The following is a 21756-nucleotide window of genomic DNA, read 5'->3' on the forward strand; positions in this document are numbered from 1 at the left end:
AAAACGAAACATCTGCTCGTCTGCTTATGCGAAACTTTCCCGCAACAGTGCGATATTATCCATACACGATAAAGTTCGCGGCGCACAGGGTGCCGCGACCGACACTTTTCGTTTCCTATCATTGGAGGAAGCATGAGCTACACGCAGAAAGTTCTCGACGAGCTCAAGGCCCGCTATCCCGAGCAGCCTGAGTTCATCCAGGCCGCGACCGAGATCCTCGGCACCATCCAGCCGGCGCTCGACGCCCATCCCGAGTACGAGGAGGCCGCCCTGCTTGAGCGCCTCGTCGAGCCCGAGCGCATCGTTATGTTCCGTGTCCCCTGGGTCGATGACCAGGGCAAGGTTCAGGTCAACCGCGGCTATCGTGTCGAGTTCAACTCTGCCATTGGGCCCTACAAGGGCGGCCTGCGCTTTAACCCGACGGTCACCCTGGGCATGCTCAAGTTCCTGGGCCTGGAGCAGATCCTCAAGAACAGCCTGACCACCCTTCCCATGGGCGGCGGCAAGGGCGGCTCCGACTTTGACCCCAAGGGCAAGTCCAACAACGAGATCATGCACTTCTGCCAGTCCTTCATGACCGAGCTCTATCGCCACATCGGCCCCAACACCGACGTTCCCGCCGGCGACCTGGGCGTTGGCGGCCGTGAGGTTGCCTACATGTTCGGTCAGTACAAGCGCCTGACCAACGAGTGGACCGGCGTCCTCACCGGCAAGGGCCTCTCCTTTGGCGGCTCGCTCGCCCGTACCGAGGCCACCGGCTACGGCCTGGTCTACTTTGTGGACGAGTACCTCAAGAGCCGCGGCGACTCCTTCGAGGGCAAGAACGTCGTCGTTCACGGTTCCGGCAACGTTGCTATCTATGCCGTCCAGAAGGTCTCCCAGCTCGGCGGCAAGGTGCTTGCCTGCTCCGATACCCACGGCTGGGTCGAGGATCCCGACGGCATCGACTACTCCGTGCTCGAGCACGTCTACAACCAGAAGCGCTCCGGCCACGACAAGGGCGTCACGCTCGCCATGTACGTTGACGAGAAGCCCAACGCCGTGTGGCACGAGGGCGACGGCCGCGGCGTGTGGCAGCTGCCCTGCGACATCGCGCTGCCCTGCGCTCGCGAGAACACGCTGCTGCTCGAGGACGCCCAGGAGCTCGTCGCCAATGGCTGCAAGGTGGTCGGCGAGGGCGCAAACATGCCCACGACCATCGAGGCCACGACCTACTTCCAGGAGAACGGCGTCGCCTTTATGCCCGGTAAGGCTGCCAACGCCGGCGGCGTGCTCGTGTCCGGCCTGGAGATGAGCCAGAACGCCGAGCACCTGTCCTGGACCTTCGACGAGGTCGACGGCAAGCTCGAGCAGCTCATGCGCGGCATGTTCCACAACGTGGACGACACCGCCAAGGAGTATGGCCAGGAGGGCAACTTTGTCATGGGCGCCAACATCGCCGGCTTCCTGAAGGTCGCCGACGCCATGCTCGCTCAGGGCGTCTGCTAAATCTTCGCTCGATATAGCATCGCAGAAGGCTCCCAGTCATCTTGGCTGGGAGCCTTCTCTATCCCGGAGGACTCCTCATAACTTGCGGTGGAATACGGATTGTTTTGCGTTCCAGAACGGCTAATCAGTCCGTATATCACCGCAAGTTATGGATGGGTGGGTGGATTTTGTCCTAAAACGGTGTGCGGCCCCTCGTTTGGTACACTTAAAAGTACTGGACAAGTGAAGAGATGGGGGAGAACGTGCTCAAGTTCGGTACCTACGTCCGTGTTGGAAACGCGGCCGAAGCCTATGAGCTCTTACAGAAGAACCGCAATAACAAGATTGTGGGCGGTGGCATTTGGATGCGCCTGGGTTCGCGTCGCGTCGCGACGGCGATTGACCTTTCGGCCTGCGGACTCGATCAGATCGAGGAGACCGAGACCGAGTTTCGCATCGGTGCCATGTGCACCCTGCGCCAGCTCGAGCGCCATGTCGGGCTCAACGCGCTTGTCAACAATGTCTTTGAGTTTGCCGTCCACGACATCGTGGGTGTTCAGCTGCGCAACACCGCCACGGTGGGCGGCAGCATCTACGGTCGCTTTGGCTTCTCGGACGTGCTCTCGGCGTTCCTGGCGCTGGACTCCTATGTTGAGCTGACGGGCGCCGGCCGCGTACCGCTCGCGGAGTTTGTGCGGATGGGCTACGTGCGCGACGTGATCGAGCGCGTCGTGGTCGTTAAGCACGACTACCGCGCGAGCTATGAGGCCGTGCGCAAGGCCGCGACCGACTTCCCCTCGCTCAATGTCACCGCTGCCTGGTGGGACAACAGCTGGCATGTCACCGTGGGCGCCCGTCCGCTGCGCGCGACCCTGCTGCAGGGTGAGGCATGCGGCCTTGCCAGCGAGCAGCCTTCCGAGGACGAGCTGCGTGCCCTTGCAGCGTCCGTACGCGCGCTGAGCTACGGCACCAACCTGTGGGGCTCGGCCGAGTACCGCCGTTGCATCTCGGCGCCGCTCGCCGTGCAGGCCGTGCGCCGCGCCGCCGGCATCGAGCTTTCGGCCGCGCTTGCCCGCGAGCTCGAGGGCGTGCAGATCCCTAAATTTGCCACGGACGAGTATTCCTGCCGCCGCGTGCCCGGCGTCGATTCTAGCGAGGTGCGCTAATGGCTGCCAAACTCATCGATCTTTCCTTTACGCTCAACGGCCGTAAGGTCAAGGTCCAGATTGCCCCCGACACCATGCTCTTTGCGCTGCTGCGCGAGCAGGGTTGTGCGTCGGTGCGCTGCGCCTGCGAGACCACCAACTGCGGTTTGTGCACGGTGTGGCTCGACGGCGACCCGGTGCTGAGCTGCTCGGTTCCCGCCGCGCGCGTCGAGGGCCATGCCATCACCACGCTCGAGGGTCTCAAGGCCGAGTCCGAGGCGCTCGCCCGCGCGATGGCTGCCGAAGGCGCCGAGCAGTGCGGTTTTTGCGCCCCCGGCCTCATCATGAATGTGCTGGCGCTTGCCCGCGCCGCCAAGGATGACCCGAGCCTCGTCGCCACGCGCGAGGAGCTGTCGCGCCAGCTCGCCGGCAACCTCTGCCGCTGCAGCGGCTACGAGAGCCAGCTGCGCGCCATCGTCCGCTTTCTTAACGAGTCCGGCGTACAGGTGGGCTTCGAGATGCCCGAGCTGCCGGTCAATAACACCAGCTCTGACGGCGTTACCTACAAGCAGATTACCCACAAGCAGCCCAAGAAGGACTCGAAGGCCCTGCTCGAGGGCCGTCCGGTCTACACCGGCGATATGGTGCCCGCCGGCGCGCTCATTGTTAAACTCAAGCGCAGCCCCTATGCCCGCGCCAAGATCCGCTCCATCGACACCTCGCGCGCGTTGAAGGTGCCCGGTGTCGTGGGCGTCTACACCTACGAGGACGTGCCCAAGCGCCGCTTTACCATTGCCGGTCAGAGCTACCCACAGCCTTCGCCCTACGACCGCCTGATCCTCGAGAACCTCGTGCGCTACCAAAACGAGGAGGTGGCGATTGTCGCCGCCGAGACCGAGGAGGCCGCCGACAAGGCGCTCAAGCTCATCAAGGTCGACTACGAGGTGCTCGAGCCCCTGCTCGACTTTACCCAGGCGCTCGATAACGACATCGTGGTCCACCCCGAGGGCGACGTGACCTTTATGTTCCCGCAGGGCGGCGACGTTGCTCGCAACCTGGTGTGCAGCGGTACCAGCGATTATGGCGACCTTGAAGAGGCCTTCGCCCAGAGCGACATCGTCTTTGAGCGCACTTACACCAGCCAGGCCACGCAGACCGCGCCCATGGAAACCTTCCGTGCCTTCGCGACGACCGACGCCTTCGGCCGCATCTCGGTGACCACCTCTACGCAGGTGCCCTTCCACGTGCGCCGCATGGTCGCGCAGTCGCTCGATATTCCGCAGTCGCAGGTGCAGGTCATTAAGCCGCGCATCGGTGGCGGCTTTGGCTCCAAGCAGGCTGGCTGCTGCGAGATCTTCGTGGCGTTCGTCACCCAGCAGACCGGCCGTCCGAGCTACTGCTGCTATACCCGCGAGGAGACCATCACCGCGGGCAACTCGCGTCACCAGATGCAGATGACCGTCAAGCTGGGCGCCATGAACGACGGCACCATCACGGCCATCGATCTGCATACGCTGTCCAACGCCGGCGCGTACGGCGAGCACGCCACCACGACGATCGGTCTGTCGGGCCACAAGAGCCTGCCCATCTACAACCATGTGAAGGCGAGCCGCTTTAGGTGGGACGCCGTCTACACCAATACCAACCGCGGCGGCGCGTATCGCGGCTACGGTGCCACCCAGGGCCAGTTTGCCGTGGAGAGCGCCGTCAACGAGCTCGCCGACATGCTGCACATGGACCCCGCCGATCTGCGCCTTAAGAACATGGTGCACGAGGGCGAGATCATGCCGCAGTACTACAACGAGAAGCTCAACGCCTGCGCGCTCGACCGCTGCCTGCTGCGCGCGATGGATATGATCGGCTGGCGCGACAAGCCGCTGGCCGTGGACCTGGGCGACCGCGTGCGTGCTCTGGGCTGTGCGCTTACCATGCAGGGCTCGGGCATTTCCAACGTGGATATCGCCGGCATCGACATGCGCCTGGAAGAGGACGGCTTCATTACCATCGGCACCGGCGCCACCGATAACGGTATGGGCGTCGACACGATCCTGGCGCAGATTGCCGCCGAGGAGCTGGGCGTGGAGAGCTCTCTCATTGTGGTGCGCGGCGTGGACACCGATGTGTCGCCGTTCGACGCCGGCTCGTACGCGAGCTCGGGCACGTACGTGACGGGTCTGGCAGCCAAGAACGCCGCGACCGAGCTGCGCGAGAAGATTTGCGCCAAGGCTGCCCAGATGTGGGGTGTGGACGCCGCCGACGTGGTCTTCGACGGCCAGTACGTGCGCCTGTCCGACGAGCGCGCCGCCCGTGAGTGCGGCCGCTACCTCACGCTGCGCGACTTTGCCAACCTGTGCGTCAAGAACATCGCGGGCGGCGACGCGCTGACCTCGCACGCCTCTGCCTGCCTGCCCGTTTCGCCTCCGCCGTTTATGGCCGGCATTGCCGAGGTCGAGGTCGACAAGGCCACCGGCAAGGTGACTGTGGTGGACTATGCGGCGGCCGTGGACTGCGGCACCGTGATCAACGAGGCGCTCGCGCGCGTCCAGGCCGAGGGCGGCATTGCCCAAGGTATCGGCCACGCGCTCTACGAGATTGTCGAGCACGATGACCGCGGCCGCCTGCGCACCGGTAACTTCATGAGCTACAAGCTGCCCACACGCCTGGATATCGGCAGCATTCGCGTGGCCTTTGAGCCGAGCTACGAGCCGACGGGCCCGTTTGGTGCCAAGTCGATCGGCGAGGTCGTCATCAACACGCCGCTCGCCGCCGTTGCCTCGGCCGTCGCGCACGCCACCGGCCACCAGGTCCGCTCGCTGCCGATCACACCGGAGAAGGCTCTGCTGGGGGAGTAGGCGAGGCGCGGCTGTCGCCGCTCTTTGACAAGCCCGGAGAAACTGCAGCCCACTTTTCGACCGAATTGTGGGCTGCAGGGTAGCTAATTTGGGACGGGGCTTTTTTAGCTACCCCCACAAGCGGGGTAGCTAAAAAAGCCCCGTCCCAAATTAGCTACCCTGTTCCGCTGTAACTCGTGGTGAGGTCGTGAGCTAAAAACGTGTGCGTGCTCTTGTCGTTTGTATCTGCTATCATTCCTAGTCTGTGCGCTCATGCGGGCGTGGCGGAATTGGTAGACGCGCCAGATTTAGGTTCTGGTGGGATTCCCGTGAAGGTTCGAGTCCTTTCGCCCGCACCATCGCACCTGCGTCGGCTCCCGCCGTCGCGACTCTTTGTTGCATAAAGGTACCAGCACCTCAGATAAGCTGGGCAGTATGAGGAGGAACGTGTTGAACATCACCGCTTCTGACGTCAAGGACGCCAAGCTCACCGCTACGGTCACCATCCCGGCCGCCGACGTCGACGCCGCGATCAAGAAGGCCTACAAGGACACCGCTAAGAAGTACCGCTTCCCAGGCTTCCGCGCCGGCAAGGCTCCCCGTCCGGTCATCGACTCCGCCTTGGGCGTCGAGGCTACCCTCGCTCAGGCCACCAACGACCTGATCGCTGCCAACGAGCCCGCCGTCCTCAACGAGCTGGACATCGTCCCCACCAAGAACGGTGACTACAAGGAGCTCGACCTCGCCAAGGATCACGAGGACTACACCTATACCGTCGAGTTCTCCCTGCGTCCCGCCGCTGAGCTCTCCTCCTACGACGCCGTCGAGATCGAGATGCCTCCCGCTGAGGTCACCGAGTCCGAGATCAACAACCAGGTCGAGATGCTCCTCAACTACCGCGCTACCTTCGAGGACGTCGAGGGCCGCGCCGTCGAGGCTGACGACTACGTGACCGTCGACCTCAAGGCCGTCGAGAACGCCGACAACTTCGCCGCCGAGGGTCGCATGCTCATCGCCGGCAGCGACAGCAACCCCGCCGAGCTCAACGAGGCCCTGATCGGCGCCAACGTTGACGACGTCAAGACCGTCACCTGGACCGACGAGGCTGAGGAGGGCGAGGAGGCCGAGACTCACACCGTCGAGGTCACCGTCAAGGGCATCAAGGTCCGCAACACCCCCGAGCTCACCGACGAGCTCGTCAAGTCCGACTTTGGCTTCGACAGCATCGACGCCATGCGCGACGCCATCAAGCTCGAGATCGAGCAGGACAAGGCTTCCCGCCTGCCGGCCGAGAAGGAGAACCGTTGCGTCTCCGCTCTCGCCGAGCGTCTGCAGCTCGACGAGATGGACGCCGACTACGAGCAGTCCGTCTTTGAGGAGCTCGGCCAGAACTTCCTGTCCAACCTCGCTGCCCGCGGCATGACGCTGGACACCTGGCTGCCCGCATCCGGCCTGACCATGGAGCAGTTCGTCGGCGACCTGCACAAGCAGGCCAACGACGTTGCCCGTGAGTCCTTGGCGCTCGACGCTCTCGCCCGTGAGCTCAAGATCGAGGTCACCGAGGACGACATCAACGCCGAGTTCGAGAAGGCCGGCGTCAAGGACGTCGAGGCTTCCAAGGCCGAGTTCATTGCCGATGGCCGCATGCCTGCCGTCCGTGAGTCCATCCGTCGCTCCAAGGCCGTCGATCACCTGGTCGAGAACGCCAAGGTGACCGAGGTCGACGAGACCGCCAAGGACGCCGAGTAATTCTCGCCACCTTTCCCGCGAGCGCATGGATGCGCCCGTGATGGGGTAAAGTTATAAGCCGGTTATCCGGTTGCTTCGTACGGTGCCAGCCAATGCACAGCATGCGGGCACCGTACGTCTGTCTAGAACCATTATTGGTCCGTAAGAGAAATGGAGATGCGTATGATCGCTAAGTTCGATTCCGCCCTCGTGCCATACGTTATCGAGCAGACGCCGCGCGGCGAGCGCAGCTACGATATCTATTCGCGCCTGCTCAACGACCGCATCATCTTCTTGGGCGAGGAGATCAACTCCGTCAGCGCCAACCTGGTCGTTGCCCAGCTGCTGCATCTTGAGAGCCAGGATGCCGAGAAGGATATCTCGCTCTACATCAATTCGCCCGGTGGCGAGGTCTACTCCGGTCTGGCGATTCTGGATACCATGAACTTTATTAAGCCGCAGGTTTCCACCATCTGCGTCGGTATGGCCGCGTCTATGGCCGCCGTGCTGCTTTCGGCCGGCGCCAAGGGCAAGCGCTTCTGCCTGCCGCACTCCAAGGTCATGATTCATCAGCCCAGCGGCGGTGCCCAGGGCCAGCAGACCGAGATCGAGATCGTGGCCGAGGAGATCAAGAAGACCCGTCGCGAGCTCAACCAGATCCTGTCCGACGCCTCGGGCCAGCCCATCGAGAAAGTCCAGGCCGATACCGAGCGCGACAACTACCTGACCGCTGCCGAGGCCCTCGACTACGGCCTGATCGACCGTATCGTCACCTCGCGCGATCTCGCCGCGAAGGACGCCTAGGATGGCAGGTAACATGCAGGACAACTTTGACGAGAACGGCAACCCCATCCGCTGCTCCTTCTGCGGAAAAGAGCAGGGCCAGGTTCGCCGCCTTGTTAAGGGTCCGACCAACATCTTTATCTGCGACGAGTGCGTCGCCGCCTGTTCCGAGATTCTTGAGGAGTCGCTGGCTTCGGACTTTATGGACGCCGCCCGCAACGGCAAACTGCCGGGTTTCCTCAGCGACCACGGCCAGGCTGCGTCCCAGCCCGCCGTTGACCCCGAGGCCGAGGGTTTTGAGCTCGAGGACGACCGTCAGGTCATCACGCACGTGCCGACGCCGCACGAGATCTATGACGAGCTTTCGGCCTATGTTATGGGCCAGGAGGACGCCAAGCGCGCCATGTCGGTGGCCGTGTACAACCACTACCGTCGCGTGATCGAGGGCGGTGCCGCGGTATCCGCCTTAGACGAGGCATCGGGCATGGACGCCCAGTTTGATGACGATATGGACGAGGTGGAGCTCGCCAAGTCCAATATTCTGCTGCTCGGCCCCACCGGTACCGGTAAGACGCTGCTGGCCCAGACGCTCGCGCGCATCCTCGAGGTGCCGTTTGCCATCGCCGACGCCACCGCGCTCACCGAGGCTGGCTACGTTGGCGAGGACGTTGAGAACATCCTGCTCAAGCTCATCAACGCTGCCGATGGCGACATTGAGCGCGCGCAGGTGGGCATCATCTACGTGGACGAGATCGACAAGATCGCCCGCAAGGCCGAGAACCTCTCCATCACTCGTGATGTTTCGGGCGAGGGCGTTCAGCAGGCACTGCTTAAGATCCTTGAGGGCACGGTGGCCAGCGTTCCGCCCACCGGCGGCCGCAAGCATCCCCAGCAGGAGCTGCTGCAGATCGACACAACGAACATCCTGTTCATCTGCGGCGGTGCCTTTGTGGGTCTGGATAAGATCATTGCCGATCGCGTGGGCAACAAGGGCGTGGGCTTTAACTCCGAGATCGCCGGCCCCACCTCGGTCGACGAGAACGACCTGCTGCGCCAGGTGCTCCCGCAAGACCTCAACGCCTTTGGCATGATCCCCGAGTTCGTGGGCCGTACGCCCGTCGTGACCCAGACGCAGGCGCTCGACGAGGACGACCTGGTGTCGATCCTGACCGAGCCCAAGAACGCCGTGGTGCGCCAGTACCGCAAGATGTTCCAGCTCGAGGACGTCGATCTTGAGTTTGACGACGCGGCCCTGCACGAGATCGCCCGCATGGCGCTCGCCCGCAAGACCGGCGCTCGCGGCCTGCGCGCCATCTGCGAGGACGTGCTGCAGCAGACGATGTTCGACCTCCCCAGCGAGGAGGGCGTCGCTAAGGTCGTCGTAACCGAAGCGGCGGTTAAGGGCGAAGAACAGCCCCAACGCATCTACGGGTAAACCAGCCAAAAACGTGCTTGCAAATAGCCTCCGACCATCCGCGGTCGGAGGCTATTTTATATATACGCAATAACCCCAACTACCTGTGTTATTCTGTGTGTTTGTTTAAGCCTCAGCGAAGTCATATCAGACTGAAGTAATCGATACCTAAGGGGAGGAATGCAGACCCTAGCGGGCCTACATTCCTCCCCGGCGGGACAGGGAGAGATATATGGAAGAGATGCCCAAGAACTACGATCCGTCGACCAACGAGCCGGCGATCCTGCAGAAGTGGCTCGACGGCGGCTACTACAAGCGCCGTGAGGGCGTGGGCGACTGCACCGTCACCATTCCGCCTCCCAACGTGACTGGCAAGCTCCACATGGGCCATGCCACCGATGACTCCATCCAGGACGCCATCGTCCGTATGGCCCGCATGCGCGGCAAGTCCACGCGCTGGGTGCTGGGCACCGATCACGCCGGTATCGCCACGCAGACCAAGGTCGACAAGAAGCTCAAGAGCGAGGGTATCAGCCGCCTGGAGATCGGTCGCGACAAGTTTGTTGACGCCTGCTGGGACTGGACCCACGAGTACGGCGGCATCATCGTCGAGCAGATCAAGCGCATGGGCTGCTCCGTCGACTTCGACAACGAGCGCTTCACCATGGACGAGGATTACGCCCAGGCCGTGCGTAAGGTCTTCTGCGACTGGTACCACGACGGCCTGATCTACCGTGGCAAGCGTATCGTCAACTGGTGCCCCAACTGCACCACCGCCATCTCGGACGACGAGGCCGAGTATAAGGACGAGAAGGGCCACCTGTGGCACCTGCGCTACCCGCTGACCGAGCCGGTCAACGGCCAGGACTACATCGTCGTCGCCACCACGCGCCCCGAGACCATGCTCGGCGACACGGGCGTTGCCGTCTCCCCGAAGGACCCCGAGAAGGCCGCCTTTGTGGGTAAGACCGTCATGCTCCCCATCGTCGACCGCGAGATCCCCATCTTTGAGGATTGGCATGTCGACGCCAACTTCGGTTCCGGCTTTGTCAAGGTTACCCCGGCCCACGACCCCAACGATTACGCCATGGGTCAGGCCCACGATCTGCCGCAGATCAACATCTTCGACGAGCACGCTGTGGTCGTCGAGGGCTATGGCGAGTTCACCGGCATGAACCGCGACGAGTGCCGCGAGGCGGTCATCAAGTGGTTCGAGGAGCACGACCTGCTCGACCACGTCGAAGAGCTCGACCACTCCGTCATGCACTGCTACCGTTGCGACTCCGCCCTGGAGCCGTGGCTGTCCGAGCAGTGGTTCGTCGCCGTCGACAAGCTCAAGGGGCCGGCGCTCGACGCCGTCAACTCTGGCAAGGTCACCTTCCACCCCGCGCGTTGGACGCAGACCTACACCACCTGGATGGAGAACCTCAAGGACTGGTGCATCAGCCGCCAGCTGTGGTGGGGCCACCGCATCCCCGTGTTCTACTGCGAGGACTGCGGCTGGGAGGACGCCCTCACCGAGGACACCGACGTGTGCCCCAAGTGCGGCGACCATCACGTGCATCAGGACGAGAACGTGCTGGACACCTGGTTCAGCTCGCAGCTGTGGACCTTCGCCACGCAGGGCTGGCCGCAAAAGCCGGAGCTGCTCGAGGGCCATCACCCCACGACGGCGCTCGTCACCGCGCGTGACATCATCGCGTTGTGGGTCGCCCGCATGGTCATGAGCTCGCTGTACTTCCTTGATGAGGTGCCGTTTAAGGACGTCGTCATCTACCCGACGATTCTGGCCAAGGACGGCAGCCGCATGTCCAAGTCCAAGGGCAACGGCGTAGACCCCATGGACCTCATTGACATGTACGGCGCCGACGCCATGCGCTTCAACCTGCTTACGCTGTGCACCAACAACCAGGACGTCAAGTTCGACGCGAACATCGACAAGAAGACCAAGAAGCTCATCGACAGCCCGCGCACCGAGCAGGCCAAGTCGTTTGTGACCAAGATCTGGAACGCCAGCCGCTTCCTGCTTATGAACATGGAGGGCTACACGCCCGGCGAGCCCGTCGTGGAGACGCCGGCCGACGCCTGGATGTTCAGCCGCTTGGCCAAGGCCGTCAAGATGGTCACCGAGGGTATTGAGAACTACACCTTTGGCGATATGGCCCGCGGCGTGCAGCAGTTCTTCTGGAACGAGGTCTGCGACTGGTACGTCGAGGTCACCAAGGCCCGTCTGAAGGGCGAGGGCCGTCTGCAGGCGCAGCGCAACCTGATCTTTGTGCTCGACACCTCCATTCGCCTGATGCACCCGCTTATGCCGTTTGTCACCGAGGAGATCTGGGACAACATGCCGGCGAGCGTGCTCGATCTGGACGCCGAGGGCAACGTTGACCGCGCCGAGGCGCTCATGATCGCCAAGTGGCCCGAGCCCGCCGACTACGCCAAGTATGTTGACGAGGACGCCGAGCGCGCATTTGAGCTGTGCCGTACCGTCGTGTCTGCCGCCCGCGCCACGCGTTCGCGTTATCGCTTGAGCCCCAAGGCTGAGCTCGACGTGGTCGTGCGCGCCGGTGCCGAGGACATCGAGAAGCTCGAGAGCCTGCGCTCGACCATCGAGCCGCTGGCCAACACCGCCTCGCTGGTCATGGGTACCGACGTCAAGAAGCCGGCCGCGAGCATCGCCGTGGTCGACAGCGGCGTCGAGGTCTTTGTGGTGCTCGAGGGCAAGGTTGACCTTTCGGCCGAGAAGGCACGCCTGGAGAAGGAGATTGCCGCGGCCCAGAAGGAGCTCGCCGGCTGCGAGAAGACGCTCGCCAACGAGGGTTTTGTGGCCAAGGCCGCGCCCGCGGTGGTCCAGAAGAAGAGGGACCGTGCAGCTGAGCTCAAGGAGATCCTTGCGGCGCTGACCTCGCAGGTTGCTGACTTCTCGTAGGCGTTACTGGGGGACGCGGTTTGGGGCATTGCTCGCTACTGCGGACACCTATTCCGCCGTTCTAACGAACGGCGGCTGACTCGACGCTGCAAACGCCTCTGATGGCCAATCTGCCGTTCAACTTCGGGCGCATGGGCATAAGCCCTATGCGCCCTTGTTTCACGGCACCTTGGCTCATCAGAGGCGTTTTCGCTGACTATCCTCAACCTATACTGTTTTATTTATCTATGAATGGCGGTTCTAAAAATGCCTAAGCGTTCTGGCTTGTATACCGTTCCTTTTGAGTTTGATTTGCTTTCGTTTAATGAGGCTGTGGGGCTTGCTGCCGACACGGGGCGGATTTCTGGGGATGCTGGGCCTCTGCTTGAGACCGTTGTCGATATGCTTGATGAGCTGGGACGTCCGGACGAGTATTTCGATTGCATTCAGGTTGCCGGTACTAATGGCAAGACTTCGACCACGCGTTTTTCGGCTGCTATCTTGCGTGGTGAGGGGTTAAAGACCGCGCTGTATACGTCGCCGCAGCTGGTGCGCTATCCCGAGCGCATGGAGGTCGATGGGCGCGTCGTGAGCGATGAGGCCTTTGCCCGTGGCGTTTCCGCCGCTGTTGAGGCGGGACATCGCGTGAATGCCCGTCGTGTGGCGGCGGGGGAGCGTGCCTATACCATCACGCCGTTTGACCTGCTGACGGCCGCTGCGCTTGTGGTGTTTGCCGAGGCCGCGGTGGATGTTGCCGTGCTCGAGGTTGGCATGGGCGGTCGTTGGGACGCCACGAGCGCGACCGATCCCGTCGCCGTTGCCATTACGGGCATTGGACTCGACCACACACGCATTTTGGGCGATACGCTCGAGGCCATTGCGGGGGAGAAGGCTGCGGTCATTAAGCCCGGACGCCTGGTTGTGCTGGGCGAGGGCACGCACGAGGCGAGCGTTCAGCGCGTGATGGATGCACGTTGTCGCGAGTGCGGCATAGTACCGCTGGTGGTGAACCATGCCACGACCACGGTGCCGGCACATGTGGGCGACACGGTTGAGTTTAGCTGCACCACGCCGCGTGCGATCTATACGTCGAGCATGGTCAAGCCGGCGTATCAGCCGCAGAATGCCGCGTGCGCGATTATGCTGTGCGAGGGGTATCTGGGTCGCGAGCTCGATCATGACAAGCTCGATGCGTCGTTTATGGGCTGTCCCACGCCGGGTCGCTTTGATGTGCTGGGAACCGATCCGCTCAAGCTGATTGACGCCTGTCATAACCCTCAGAGCTGCGAGAACTTTGTGAGCGCGCTGGACGAGATCGATCCGTGCGTGGAGAACCGCCCCACGTTGCTGTGCGCCGCGCTGGCCGATAAGGACGTGGCCGGCATCGTCGATGTACTGATCCCGGCCTTCCCGCGCGTGGTCGTGACCCAGACCGATTCCGACCGCGCTCTGCCGGCAGAGGAGCTCGCCGCCCTAGTGGACGCCGACAAGCTCGCGGGTGTGTATCCCAGCGTGCCCGAGGCCCTCGCGGCCCTCGATGCCGCGGGCGAGGCTTTCGTTGCCGCCGGCACCATCACCCTGGCCGGCGAAGTAGCGGGCCTGCTCCGTTAACCCATCCCCACATCAGTTGCGGTGAAAACGGACTGTTTTACAAGCAAGAAGCCTCAAACAGTCCGTATATCACCGCAACTCAAAAGCAGTCAATTTGGGACGGGGCTTTTTGGCTGCCCTGTGCCCCGAGTTGACTCGCTTGCCACGAAATGGGCCTATCTACTACGTTTTACCGACTACCCCCGACCACACCGAGAATTGCGAAATGAAAACCGCAGGTAGATGGCTTACCAGTTTTGCGAAAACACGGGTATGGTCGACCCATGCGGGCTAAACGTAGTAGATAGGCCGTTTTTGTGGCGGCATTCATGTGATGCGGCAAAGGGACAGCCCCTTTGCCGCATTGCCTAGTCTAGGCGGACCGGATCGTGGGGGTAGGCATTGAGGATCTCGACGCCGGACTCGGTCACCAGGGCCAAGTCCTCGATGCGGACGCCGGTGCGGCCGGGGAGGTAGATGCCCGGTTCGATGGAGAACGTCATGCCTGGCTCTACGACTTGCTCGTTGACCAGCGAGACGTCGCCCGGCTCGTGGTCCTGCAGGCCGATCGAGTGTCCCAAGCGGTGCGTAAAGTACTGCCCATAGCCTGCGTCCTCGATCACATCGCGTGCGGCGCGGTCCAGGTCGCACATGCGCACGCCCGGTGCGATGAGCGCTTCGGCGGCCTCGTTGGCGCGGCGCACGATGTCGTAGATGCGTGCCGTCTCCTCGTCCGGCTCGCCCCAAAAGAACGTGCGCGTCATGTCCGAGCAATAGTTGCAGCGGCGTCCGCCAATGTCGAACAGCACCACGTCGCCGCGCTTGAGCACGGTGTCGTCGGGTTCGTGATGCGGGTCGCCGGCGTTGGCGCCAAAGCTCACGATGGGCGGAAAGCTAAAGCCCTCGCAGCCGTGCTTGCGATACAGGCCGAGCATTTGGTCGGCGATTTCGCGCTCCGTCACGCCCTCGTGGACGAGTTTGATCGCGTCGGCCATCACGGCGTCGTTGACTGCCGAGGACACGCGCATGAGCTCCTGCTCGGCGGCGTCTTTGTAGGTGCGCGCGGCGGTGACGGCAAAGTCGCCCAGGAAAAACTCGCTCGCGGCGTGGCGCTCCATGAGCGGCATCAAAAAGCCGGAACGCATGACAGTGTCGATGCCAAGCGGCTTGGCTGGGTCGATCTCACTCGCGATGGCGTCGGTCACGACATCGGTATCGATGTGGTAGGCGACGCGGGCATTGTCGTACTCGGGCAGCTGATGCAGGGCATTGACCAAGATCACGGGCTCGTCATCGCGCGCGAGCAGCACGCCGCAAAAACGCTCGAACATATCGGCATAAAAGCCGGTCAGGTAATAAATCGACCACGGGTCGTTTACGAGCAGCTGCGCGCCGGGGTGCTGAGCCTCGAGCGCATCGAGCACGCGCACCACACGCTGGTCATCGATATGTGCCATACATCGTCCTTTCGCTAGGCTGCCACCATGGTATCCCAAGCCCGGCACATAGGGACGTTCCTTTTATGACGGCACCGGGGGACACTCCTTGCAAAAGCAGCTAAAAGAGCCCCGTCCCAATTTAGCTACTCGATGTCCATGCTGGCGATTAGGTTGATATTGGTGTTGAGGAGGTCCTTCAGCACGACGTCGCCCATGCGGATGGGGGCGTTGACGACTAGGCCTCGGATGAGGGCCATGGCTTGGGCGTGGAGTTCTAGCGGGATGGCTTCGGCGGTGCGCACGGGGAGTAGGGCTTCGTCGCCGCCGGAGACGGCCACGGTCGTTGTGAGCACGCGCATGGGGCAGGTGAGCTCCTGATGTGCGAACGTATCGCCGCGCGGGCAGTTGTTACCGGTTACGGAGCGCACTTCCACCACGGTGCCATTGGCGTCGTGCTCCACCTCTACGGTCAGGAGGCACTCGGATGGGCAGGTGGTGCAGTTGAACTGCAGCGTCTCGGTCACATTCGTACTCATGAGCTATGCCTCCTCAACGGGATCGACGGACAGGACGATTTCGCTGGCACCCAGGTCGAGTGCGCGTTGAATCACCTTAGCCGGCAGCGGGAAGCTTTCCATGACGCTCGGTTTAAACGCGCGGACTTTGCCCGCAAACACTTCTTCGTCGTTGGCCAAGATGCGTACTCGAGCGGTATCGACCGGTCGGCGTACGCGGAAGTTGAGCTTGGTGAGCGCCACAGCCGTAATGCGTCCCGGCAGCGCGTATCCCGCAATGCCGGCAGGGGAGACGGTGAGCTCGCAGTCCGGAACGGCGCCCGCGCCGGTCCCCAGCGCGTACGCCGCCGCAGCCGCACCGGCGCGCTCGGACTCGGCCGTCACGTTGTCGGCCAGGTCGTGCACGTGCAGCACGTTGCCGCAGGCAAAGATGCCGGGCACGCCCGTCTGCAGGCTCTGGTCCACCACGGCGCCGCGCGTGCGTGGGTCAAGCTCTATGCCCGCGGCAACCGAAAGCTCGTTCTCGGGAATCAAGCCCACCGAAAGCAGCAGCGTGTCACACGGAACAATGCGCTCGGTCCCCGGAATGGGCGCCAGGTGCTCGTCGACCTGGCTTACCTCGACGGCCTCCACGCGATCGTGTCCGATCACGCGCGTGACGGTGGTGGACAGGTGCAGCGGAATGCCAAAGTCGTCCAGACAGTTCTTGACGTTGCGGCGCAGGCCGTTGGCGTACGGCATGAGCTCGTACACGCCCTCGACCGAAATCCCCTCGAGTGTGCAACGGCGCGCCATGATAAGCCCGATGTCGCCCGAGCCCAAAATGACGGTGCGCGAGCCGGGCTTGAGGTTTTCGATATTGATGTATCGCTGCGCCAGGCCCGCCGTAAACACGCCGGCGGGACGGCTGCCGGGGATCTTGATCTCGCTGCGCGTGCGCTCGCGGCATCCCATAGCAAGGACGACCGCGCGTCCGGTGAGCTGCAGCATGCCGGCGGTGCTCATGAGCGTGACGGTATGGACCGCGGTGTGTTCCGCAGGCTCGCCTGAATCAATTCCAAGCACCATGCTGTTTAGGAACAGCGCAATGTCGGTTGCGTGCACCTGGTCGATAAAGCGCTGCGCGTACTCGGGACCGGTAAGCTCCTGTTTAAAGTGCGACAGGCCAAAGCCGGGGTGGATGCACTGGCGCAGGATGCCGCCCAGATGCTGCTCGCGCTCCACGATGGCCACGCGCGCGCCGGCCTTGTGTGCGGCAAGCGCGGCCGCCATGCCGGCGGGTCCGCCTCCGATAACGACCACGTCGAAGACTTGCGTTTGTACGTCTTCCACGACGCCGCAATCAATCGCGTTCGATTTGAATTCCGCCATCCTAGCGCACCCCCTTCAAAGGCCCCTCGACCAGCCAGGAGCCGGCGTCCTCCAGTAATACCTCGCTGGGGTCGCAGCCCAGCTCGCGGGCAAGAATCGTCACCACACGGCTCTGGCAAAAGCCGCTCTGGCACCGACCCATGCCGGCACGACAGCGGCGCTTGACGCCCTCGACCGAAACCGCGCCCGGTTGGCGTCGAATCGCGGCCACAATCTCGGCCTCGGGCACCGTCTCGCAGCGGCAAACAATCTGTCCCCACGCGGGATCGGACTCGATCAGCTCCTCCTTGCGCGCCAGCGGTGCGCGGTCAAAGTCGTCCTGCGCGCGGCGGATCGGGTTCCAATCGGCACGTTCGCGCAGGGCTACGCCGGAATTGCGCAGTACCTGCTCCATGCGCTCGGCAATGGCCGGTGCGCTCGCCACGCCCGGCGACTGGATGCCCGCCGCCTGGAATAGCCCCGGCACCACGGCCGACTGCCCAATAGAAAAGTCGTTTGTACCCTGAATGACCGGGCGCCCCCCGGCGAACGCGCGCACCACGCGGCGCGTGTCCAGATCGGGCACCAGCTTGCGCGCACCGGTCAGGAGCGCGTTGATATCGGTCGCGTAGGTCTGTGTATCGCCCGGCTCGCGCACGGCGGCGGTCGCGGTAATCACGGTGTTGCCGTGTACGGTACCCGTGACGATAACGCCCTTGGACACCGGCGTGGGAACGGGGTAGAGTGGCATCAGCGAGCGCGGTTCTTTGTCCAGCACCACGATGTTGCCCTGGCGCCAGACCATCCGGAACTCCTCGGCGCCCGCCATATGCGAGATGTCCGCGGCGCCGTTGCCCGCGGCGTTGATCATGTAGCGGCAGCGCACGTCTCCGGCGGGCGTCGCCAACGTAAAGCGCACGTCGTCGCCCGAGCCCGCGATTTCAATCGCCTCCACCGGTGCGGAGCGCATAAACGTCACCCCGTTGGCCACGGCGTTCTCCAGCGCGGCGATGGCAACCTCAAACGGGTCGACAAACCCAGTCGATGGGCACCACAACGCGCATGTCGTCTTGGTACTGGCGCGCGGTTCTAATTCGTGGATGCGGTCGGGTCCGACGATTGACAGCTCGGGCACCCCGTTGGCCAGGCCATTCTGGCGCAGCTTTTCCAGATGCGCGCGGTCCTCGTCGTTAAAGCCCAACACCATCGACCCGGTGCGGCAGAACAGAAAGCCCAGCTCCTGCGCCCACGCACCGTACAACTCGCAGCCACGGGCGTTGACCTGCGCCTTTACGGTGCCCGGTGTCGGATCGTAGCCGGCGTGCACCAGGCCGCCATTGGCCTTCGACGCGCCCAGCGCAATATCGTTAGCCGCCTCGACCACGCAAATGGACAGGTCAAACCGCGCGAGCTGCCGCGCGATGGCGCATCCGGTGATGCCCGCGCCCACAATCGCGATATCAAACGTTTCTGTCACAGTGCCTCCCAGACGAGTTGACAGGCTGTCAATACGACTATCCTACGGTCTGCACACCCCCAGCGCGGCGGCAATGCGGCGAACAGCCCCGCAACACCCGCCAACGGCAGACGAGAGGAGACCCAGCAACGTCGACAAGCTCGTCTGCCGACAGCTACGGCAACCGTTTGTCTCGACCTGTAACAGTTAGACGAGGATTTGGGTTCTAGATGTTACAGATCAAGACAAACCTTCCGGCGGATTTTGAATGTCTCGATCTGTAACAGTAAGAGGGGTTTTGGGGCCCAAGATGTTACAGATCGAGATTGAAGTCGGGGAGGGACCCCTGTGTCTCAATCTGTAACATCTAGACCTGAATTCCGCTCCCACCTGTTACAGATTGAGATGTTTGTGTCCGCGCCAGCCCCGTATCCAGCCGTGGTCCCATATAAACAAACCCCGTGGTAAACTTGACTGAACTGTAAATATTCCGAAAGGTACACCTCAATGTCCAAATACATCAACGAGCTCATGTCGCCGCAGCTTATGGGCGTCGTCTATGCCTTCGTCGGCTTTATCATCGCCCTGTATGTGCTGTCGGTCGTCTATGTGTTCATCGACGCTCGCCGCCGCGGCGCCAGCGCCTACGTGGCATGGGGCATCATCGCCCTCATCCCGTTTGTGGGCCTCATCGCCTACCTGGTCTTGCGCCCGCACTCCTACGCGGCCGACCGCGAGGAGCAGGAGCTGGACATGGCCCTGCGCGAGCGTCAGCTTGCCCAGTACGGCACCTGCCCGCAGTGCGGCGCGCCCATCGAGAAGGACTTCGTCGTCTGCCCGGTGTGCGACACCCAGGTTCGCAACGTGTGCCCCAGCTGCCATCGCCCGCTCGATGCGCACTGGAAGGTCTGCCCCTACTGCCGAACTCGCATCCAGTAACGCATCCATCGCCGGGCCGGCCGCAAGCCACGGGCAGCGCGCGTCCCGCGCAAGCCACACGCGCACCCCGCCCCACACGATGAAGCATGCGTAGAAAATCGCCCGCCGTGCCATTAAGGTGCGGCGGGCGCTTGTATACCAAGGCAACCTGCCTATAATGATGCAAGTCAAAAACGCCGAGCGCATCGCACGCACTTGCATCAGGCATCCGAGAGGAGAAAACATACCCATGAAGGCACTCTACAATGACGGTTCGGTGGCCGAGCTCCCGCAGGACGAGGTCACGCACGTCATCCGCCACTCCGCCGCGCACATCATGGCGCAGGCCATCAAGCGCCTCTATCCCGAGGCCGACTTTGCCTACGGTCCCGCGACCGACAACGGCTTCTATTACGACGTCGACCTGCCCGAGGGCGTCAAGATCAGCGAGGACGATTTCCCCGCGATCGAGGCCGAGATGAAAAAGATTGTCAAGGAGAACCTCAAGTTCTCCGTGTACGAGAAGCCCCGCGCCGAGGCCATCGCCCTTATGGAGGAGCGCGGCGAGAAGTACAAGGTCGAGCACATCGGCGACCTGGACGACGACGCCCGCATTACCTTCTACCAGCAGGGCGACTACATCGACATGTGCGTCGGCCCCCACATCTGCTACACCAAGGCCCTCAAGGCCTTTAAGCTCACCGGCGTCTCGGGCGCCTACTGGAAGGGCGACAAGGACAACAAGATGCTCACCCGCATCAACGGCGTCGCCTTTGCCACCAAGGAAGAGCTCGACGAGCACATGCACATGCTGGAGGAGGCCAGGAAGCGCGACCACCGCAAGATCGGTCGCGAGATGGACCTCTTTATGATGCGCGACGAGGCCCCCGGCTTCCCGTTCTTCCTGCCCAACGGCATGATCCTTAAGAACGCGCTGCTGGACTACTGGCGCGAGATCCACCACAAGGCCGGCTACGTGGAGATCTCCACGCCGCTCATCATGAACAAGCAGCTGTGGAAGACCTCGGGTCACTGGGACCACTACAAGGACAACATGTACTCCACCGTCATCGACGACGAAGAGTACTGCATTAAGCCCATGAACTGCCCGGGCGGCGTGCTGGTGTACGCCTCCAAGCCGCATTCCTATCGCGAGCTGCCCATTCGCGCCGGCGAGATTGGCCTGGTGCACCGCCACGAGCTGCGCGGCGCCCTGCACGGCCTGTTCCGCGTGCGCTGCTTTAACCAGGACGACGCTCACCTGTTTGTGCGTCCCGACCAGCTGACCGACGAGATCGTGGGCGTGGTCAACCTCATCGACTCCGTGTACCAAAAGTTTGGCTTTAAGTACCACGTTGAGCTTTCTACCCGCCCCGAGGACTCCATGGGTTCCGACGAGGACTGGGCGCGCGCCGAGGAGGGCCTGCGCACCGCTCTGGAGCAGCTGCATATGGACTATGAGGTCAACGAGGGCGACGGCGCCTTCTACGGCCCCAAGATCGACTTCCACCTGGAGGACTCGCTCGGCCGCACTTGGCAGTGCGGTACCGTCCAGCTCGACTTCCAGATGCCGCTCAACTTTGACCTGGAGTACGTAGACGCCGACGGCACCAAGAAGCGCCCCATCATGCTGCACCGCGTGTGCTTTGGCTCCATCGAGCGCTTCATCGGTATTCTGATTGAGCACTTTGCTGGCAAGTTCCCCACCTGGCTGGCCCCCGTGCAGGTCAAGGCGCTTCCGGTTTCCGAGAAGAGCCGCGACTACGCCCACGAGGTGTGCGCCAAGCTGGAGGAGGCCGGCATCCGCGTGGTCTGCGACGACCGTGACGAGAAGATTGGCTACAAGATCCGCGAGGCCCGCAGCATCGACCGCGTGCCCTACATGCTTATCCTGGGCGAGAAGGAGGTCGAGGCCGGCAACATCTCCGTCCGCGATCGCTCCAACGAGACCGTTCAGATGAGCGTTGACGAGTTTGTTGCCAAGGTACTCGAGGAGATTAAAACCCGCGCCTAAGGCAACCCAACAGAAACAACGAAAGGCGACCGTCCACAAAGGGCGGTCGCCTTTTTTAATGCCAAAACGAGAAAAAGCCGCTGGTAGAGCGCCTTTTTTGTTGTGCAAAAAGGTACAGGTTTTTGTAGAGGGCTATGGAGATGTGTCCTTTCGGTTGATTTCCGATCTCAGCCGAACACATTGAGCAAATAGGTCGTT

The 21756-nt window shown here is 62.7% G+C and carries 14 protein-coding genes and 1 tRNA gene; 11 read left to right on the forward strand and 4 right to left on the reverse strand.

The genetic code is table 11. From position 1 onward, the window contains the following. Positions 1-132 precede the first annotated feature (132 nt). The 9 genes from gdhA (at position 133) to DWW12_RS03575 (ending at position 13887) form a co-directional block, all read left to right on the forward strand. Complete coding sequence (gene gdhA / locus DWW12_RS03535) at positions 133-1488, forward strand: NADP-specific glutamate dehydrogenase (protein ID WP_117855010.1); 1356 nt, start codon at positions 133-135, stop codon at positions 1486-1488. Between the two features lie 230 nt (positions 1489-1718). Further along, a complete protein-coding gene (locus tag DWW12_RS03540; protein ID WP_117855012.1) occupies positions 1719-2633 on the forward strand; it encodes a xanthine dehydrogenase family protein subunit M in 915 nt (304 codons plus the stop codon). After that, the gene (locus DWW12_RS03545) at positions 2633-5464 is read left to right on the forward strand and encodes a molybdopterin cofactor-binding domain-containing protein (RefSeq protein ID WP_117855013.1); all 2832 of its coding nucleotides are present in this window, start codon (positions 2633-2635) and stop codon (positions 5462-5464) included. Before DWW12_RS03540 ends, DWW12_RS03545 begins: the two co-directional genes overlap by 1 nt. A gap of 254 nt (positions 5465-5718) precedes the next feature. Then, positions 5719-5802, forward strand: a tRNA-Leu gene (locus DWW12_RS03550). Between the two features lie 88 nt (positions 5803-5890). Further along, positions 5891-7192 (forward strand): trigger factor, encoded by a 1302-nt coding sequence (gene tig / locus DWW12_RS03555; protein WP_233544219.1) that lies wholly within the window; start codon positions 5891-5893, stop codon positions 7190-7192. Between the two features lie 162 nt (positions 7193-7354). Beyond that, positions 7355-7975: an ATP-dependent Clp protease proteolytic subunit gene (locus tag DWW12_RS03560; RefSeq protein ID WP_022095182.1), complete on the forward strand. Its 621-nt coding sequence runs from the start codon at positions 7355-7357 to the stop codon at positions 7973-7975. A gap of 1 nt (position 7976) precedes the next feature. Continuing rightward, positions 7977-9389 carry an ATP-dependent Clp protease ATP-binding subunit ClpX gene (clpX, locus tag DWW12_RS03565; RefSeq protein WP_117855017.1) on the forward strand — a complete coding sequence of 471 codons (1413 nt, stop codon included), beginning with the start codon at positions 7977-7979 and terminating at the stop codon, positions 9387-9389. Positions 9390-9600: 211 nt separating this feature from the next. Beyond that, on the forward strand, positions 9601-12297 hold the full coding sequence (locus DWW12_RS03570; RefSeq protein WP_117855018.1) for a valine--tRNA ligase: 2697 nt from the start codon (positions 9601-9603) through the stop codon (positions 12295-12297). Positions 12298-12543: 246 nt separating this feature from the next. Further along, positions 12544-13887: a folylpolyglutamate synthase/dihydrofolate synthase family protein gene (locus tag DWW12_RS03575; RefSeq protein ID WP_117855020.1), complete on the forward strand. Its 1344-nt coding sequence runs from the start codon at positions 12544-12546 to the stop codon at positions 13885-13887. A 347-nt stretch (positions 13888-14234) separates the two neighbouring features. Here the strand turns inward: DWW12_RS03575 and DWW12_RS03580 are convergent, their stop codons facing one another. From DWW12_RS03580 to DWW12_RS03595, 4 genes are all read right to left on the reverse strand, one after another. Next, the gene (locus DWW12_RS03580; RefSeq protein ID WP_199570669.1) at positions 14235-15323 is read right to left on the reverse strand and encodes a Xaa-Pro peptidase family protein; all 1089 of its coding nucleotides are present in this window, start codon (positions 15321-15323) and stop codon (positions 14235-14237) included. A 125-nt stretch (positions 15324-15448) separates the two neighbouring features. Continuing rightward, positions 15449-15841, reverse strand: coding sequence for a DUF1667 domain-containing protein (locus DWW12_RS03585; protein WP_117855021.1), 393 nt, complete (start codon positions 15839-15841; stop codon positions 15449-15451). A gap of 3 nt (positions 15842-15844) precedes the next feature. Beyond that, positions 15845-17191, reverse strand: a complete 1347-nt coding sequence (locus DWW12_RS03590) for an NAD(P)/FAD-dependent oxidoreductase (protein ID WP_117855023.1) — start codon at positions 17189-17191, stop codon at positions 15845-15847. Position 17192: 1 nt separating this feature from the next. Then, positions 17193-18647, reverse strand: a complete 1455-nt coding sequence (locus DWW12_RS03595) for an NAD(P)/FAD-dependent oxidoreductase (RefSeq protein WP_117855025.1) — start codon at positions 18645-18647, stop codon at positions 17193-17195. A gap of 486 nt (positions 18648-19133) precedes the next feature. Between DWW12_RS03595 and DWW12_RS03600 the strand changes: the two genes are divergently transcribed. Continuing rightward, the gene (locus DWW12_RS03600; protein WP_117855026.1) at positions 19134-19565 is read left to right on the forward strand and encodes a zinc ribbon domain-containing protein; all 432 of its coding nucleotides are present in this window, start codon (positions 19134-19136) and stop codon (positions 19563-19565) included. A 229-nt stretch (positions 19566-19794) separates the two neighbouring features. Continuing rightward, on the forward strand, positions 19795-21558 hold the full coding sequence (thrS, locus tag DWW12_RS03605) for a threonine--tRNA ligase (protein WP_117855028.1): 1764 nt from the start codon (positions 19795-19797) through the stop codon (positions 21556-21558). Positions 21559-21756 lie beyond the last annotated feature (198 nt).

This window comes from Collinsella sp. AF14-35 (assembly GCF_003464565.1).
GTDB lineage: Bacteria > Actinomycetota > Coriobacteriia > Coriobacteriales > Coriobacteriaceae > Collinsella.

Bases quoted from the DNA above. Each gene is read 5' to 3' on its own strand.
- gdhA (WP_117855010.1), top strand. From the start codon at position 133: ATGAGCTACACGCAGAAAGTTCTCGACGAGCTCAAGGCCCGCTATCCC.
- DWW12_RS03540 (WP_117855012.1), top strand. From the start codon at position 1,719: ATGGGGGAGAACGTGCTCAAGTTCGGTACCTACGTCCGTGTTGGAAAC.
- DWW12_RS03545 (WP_117855013.1), top strand. From the start codon at position 2,633: ATGGCTGCCAAACTCATCGATCTTTCCTTTACGCTCAACGGCCGTAAG.
- DWW12_RS03560 (WP_022095182.1), top strand. From the start codon at position 7,355: ATGATCGCTAAGTTCGATTCCGCCCTCGTGCCATACGTTATCGAGCAG.
- clpX (WP_117855017.1), top strand. From the start codon at position 7,977: ATGGCAGGTAACATGCAGGACAACTTTGACGAGAACGGCAACCCCATC.
- DWW12_RS03570 (WP_117855018.1), top strand. From the start codon at position 9,601: ATGGAAGAGATGCCCAAGAACTACGATCCGTCGACCAACGAGCCGGCG.
- DWW12_RS03575 (WP_117855020.1), top strand. From the start codon at position 12,544: ATGCCTAAGCGTTCTGGCTTGTATACCGTTCCTTTTGAGTTTGATTTG.
- DWW12_RS03580 (WP_199570669.1), bottom strand. From the start codon at position 15,323: ATGGCACATATCGATGACCAGCGTGTGGTGCGCGTGCTCGATGCGCTC.
- DWW12_RS03585 (WP_117855021.1), bottom strand. From the start codon at position 15,841: ATGAGTACGAATGTGACCGAGACGCTGCAGTTCAACTGCACCACCTGC.
- DWW12_RS03590 (WP_117855023.1), bottom strand. From the start codon at position 17,191: ATGGCGGAATTCAAATCGAACGCGATTGATTGCGGCGTCGTGGAAGAC.
- DWW12_RS03600 (WP_117855026.1), top strand. From the start codon at position 19,134: ATGTCCAAATACATCAACGAGCTCATGTCGCCGCAGCTTATGGGCGTC.
- thrS (WP_117855028.1), top strand. From the start codon at position 19,795: ATGAAGGCACTCTACAATGACGGTTCGGTGGCCGAGCTCCCGCAGGAC.